Consider the following 3803-nt stretch of genomic DNA (forward strand, 5'->3'; position numbering starts at 1 on the left):
CCTTTATCCTTGACACTTTGAACTTGAAAAAAAAAGCGACTAAAACTTCAATAAGTTTAGTCGCTTTTTTTTTATAAGTATGGCTTAGTGCCTTGTTACTTTCGATTTAATTTTAGCTCTTATATGAGCAGAATCTTCTGATAGTAAGAATCGCCTTGTTGATGTTGGAAGGAAATCGATAACATCATCCAACTTATCTTCACGAATAGCTTGCCTAACCTTCGAAGCAGAAATATAATTATCCTTAGAACCACACGAAATACGAGGAATCTCTATAAGCTCTACTCCATTAGGTGGCAAATGCTTAAACATCGCATCATTATATGCTTTGGTTACGGGTGAATACATTTCAGTTCCCACATATCGACGATTGATATTGAAAATCGGCACAATATATCTCATAAAAGTAATCACATCCAACTCAGCTTGACAGGCTGCAATATCTGATTTTTTCTCCTGTTTTAAGAAGTATGATGGAAAAATGGTACCAGAAACCACATAGTTTCCTCCTTTTACCATCACTAAATTATCGATATGCCCTAATTCTTCCTTAATCAAACGCCAACGAGTTGTGAAGTTAAAGGACGAGCGGTCTTCCTCAACAACGAACAAATACACAACTCTATTCTCTCGACAGGCCTTTTCAATCAGGTATTTATGTCCCATAGTAAATGGGTTGCAATTTACAACCACGGCTGCAATACCACCTACATTCACATCACGTCTAATAGAACGTAAATAATCCTGATAGGTTTTTATATTTTCATAACCGAACTCAAGAACAGAGAACAAGGGTTCTGCTGTAGCAATCTCGGTAAATCCCAGACCTTTAAACACCATTAAGTTACGAGGCTTGGTATAAACAAAAATATGGTTATGTTTTTGGATGACAATATCAATCAAATGCGTTACAATCTGAGCGAAAGCCGCACCTTCTCTAAATTTAGGCGCTACAGCAACATATTTCAGAACACGACCTTTATATGATCCAGTTCCAATAATCTCATCATTCAAATTATATAAAATCATGGAATAATCAACATCCGATGGAATGTAATCAAAACCCAAATCATACAAAAACTGAGAAAGCAGTTTGACATCAAAAGGGTTTCTTAAATCTAGTGATTCTTCTCTATAGTCAGTATTTTCTACGCCCATTATTATATTGTATTATCCCTTTAAACCCGGGATTTTGTTCAAATTATTAAAACTGATTTTATTCATCATTAAAAACCAGTTGCCTATTCACACTATACATAAAGTATGATACAGCCAGAAGATCGGCAGAACCTCCAGGAGATATTTTTTTATGCCTACAAAACTCAACCAGAGCTTCATAATCGGCATCGAATAGAGAAGTGCCATATTTATCCAGACAGGCTACAGCTCTATTTTTTAGTTCTTCTAAAACCTCTTCTCCTTTTCTATAAAGGATATTACTATCATCATTTTGAGATACAATAGCTAATAAAGCATGTGTTAAGCCCTTATTTAGCAGCTTATCATTCAATATTTTTTCCGAATCAAAATGTTGGTGCAGAACAGGAAGCGCCTTTTGAAAAACACAAGGCATACCTGCCTGAATTTCGCCTCTAATCCCCTGCCCCTTCTTGCCAAATCGTCGGTAACATTCTTCGCCATGTGTCTCTTTCCCCAAATAGAGTTTCTTACCCAATTCCCGGGCAACCAAATCACCATTCATAGCCTGAATAATAGACACAAACCTTTCATTGGTGAAAGATTCCTGAGCAAGTAAGTAGGCTGAAACAAAAATTGAGAAACCCAATAAAAAGATAGCACCCTTATGTGTATTAACACCATGGGTTTCAGCAAACATATCGGCTTCAATTTCCAAACCAATCAAACGCAAGTTTGGCAAAGCATCTTTCAGATTATCACCTGAAAAAGTATAGCCAAATTCAGCAATTCTCTTAAATGAAACCGAAAGAGCAGCCGTTGAATTTAAAAAGGTAGAAAAATCCATATCCGAATGCGATCCCTCGTCAAAACGATCGACCAAACCTGGCTTTGGTGCCAAAGCAACTTCATGCAATAAAGATTGCGTAGCCAATATGGCTAGTTGCTTACAAACACGATTCTTTTTCTTAGACTCCTGATATTTTGAGATTTCCAATTCCACCTTCATGCGCATAGCTGCATAATCATGAGCCTGCTTTCGCATGCAATAAATGGCTGGAGCATTATTACAGAAGAAACACAACTTCGCTTTTCCCGAAGAAATGGGCTCTCCCTTTTCATCTACGACATCAACATCTAAAAGACGTCCTACAGGGTGATGGGTTTCAAAGCTTTCGCAAAGTTTTTTTATTTGGATAGCTGAATAATCAGAATCGACTATTTCAGCGAGGAAGAAATCGCCTGCAGCATCGGTTTCACAATGAATCGTTTCCTTATCGGTTACAATTCGATGTGACAGAAGGTAATCTTGCAATTCATGTAAGCAAGTCGTAAAAAAAGCATGAAAGCTCTCATTTGACTTTGGCAAGCCAGGAATATTTAAATTAAAGCTCAGAGTAATACAGCCTCTTTCAAGTCTCTGCATCCTCAAATCTCTTCGTTTATCCTTAGCCAGGAGCAATTCTTCTATCAACTTATCCATCCCTGCTGTCATGACATTAGTTCGTATTGATTTGCACAATACCAAATTTACATCAAAACCTATCTTATAAAATGTTTCTTTTCAGCTATATCTTCGTTAAAAAAGATGCAAGGTAACTTGGCTATCTTTTACTTTTCTGCCTTGATCTAGCTAAAAATAATTCTTTTTATTTAAAGATAATTTTGAAATTAAATTGGTATGAAAACCAGTTAATTTGTTTCTAAAAAGAGAAACAGTTCCCTCTCTATTTTCACAGAGAGGGAAATATAGTTTTCAACTCGAAAATCGAATTGACCTAAGCTAAATTGGTAACATTTTTGATCACATCGATAATTGTTCCATCTCGGTATTCAACCAAAGCAACAATCTTATCGCCAAGCTCTTTCGGTGCAGGAGTACCTGTCATAGAATCAACTTCCTTCTTAAGATCTCTAATATCAATCACTTTCAGTCCAGCTTTTTTCAAAGCAGCAGCCAAATTCGGTTTTGAAGGGTTTACACAAACACCACGTTCAGTAACAACCACATCAACACTCTCACCTGGAGTTACAACAGTATGAACACGATCCATAATGATTGGTAAACGACCACGGAAAGAAGGACAAACAATCACAGATAAATTAGCTCCTGAAGCTGTATCAGAATGACCTCCTGATGCGCCACGAATTTCGCCTGATGAACCTGTAATTACATTTACATTGAAGTCAACATCAACCTCGAGTGCTCCTAAAACAACCACATCCAATTTATTGGTCATGGCACCACAGTTATTAGGATTAGCATACTGGTCGCAGGTAATCTCAACGTGCTTAGGATTATTCAAAACAGAAGTACTAACTGCAGCATCGAATGATTGAACATCAAAAATGGCTTTAAACAAACCTTCTTCAAGCATATCAACACCGTAAGATGTCACACCACCAATCATGAAAGATCCTTGAATGCTTTTACGCTTCATATCCTCACGAAGGAATTTAGCCACAGCCAAAGAAGCCCCACCTGCACCAACCTGAAACGACATCCCATTCTTAAACAAACCTGAATGTTCGATTACTGTAGCAGCAATACGAGCAATACGCAAGTCCATCGGTGACGATGTGATACGAGTTGTACCAGATGCAATCTTAGAAGCATCACCAATACTATCCACTTTTACCACATAATCAACAAAATGCTGACGAAC

Annotated in this window: 3 protein-coding genes; all 3 read right to left on the reverse strand. The window is 37.3% G+C overall.

The window, feature by feature from the left end; genetic code table 11:
* Nucleotides 1-84: 84 nt before the first annotated feature.
* The gene (locus tag ABY905_RS14945; protein ID WP_372645294.1) at nt 85-1158 is read right to left on the reverse strand and encodes a [citrate (pro-3S)-lyase] ligase; all 1074 of its coding nucleotides are present in this window, start codon (nt 1156-1158) and stop codon (nt 85-87) included.
* 58 nt (nt 1159-1216) lie between these two features.
* A complete protein-coding gene (locus ABY905_RS14950) occupies nt 1217-2632 on the reverse strand; it encodes a triphosphoribosyl-dephospho-CoA synthase (RefSeq protein ID WP_372645296.1) in 1416 nt (471 codons plus the stop codon).
* Between the two features lie 283 nt (nt 2633-2915).
* A partial coding sequence (locus ABY905_RS14955; RefSeq protein WP_372645298.1) for a citrate lyase subunit alpha occupies nt 2916-3803 on the reverse strand: 888 nt, incomplete at its 5' end.

It is taken from the genome of Ancylomarina sp., from assembly GCF_041555295.1.
Lineage (GTDB): Bacteria > Bacteroidota > Bacteroidia > Bacteroidales > Marinifilaceae > Ancylomarina.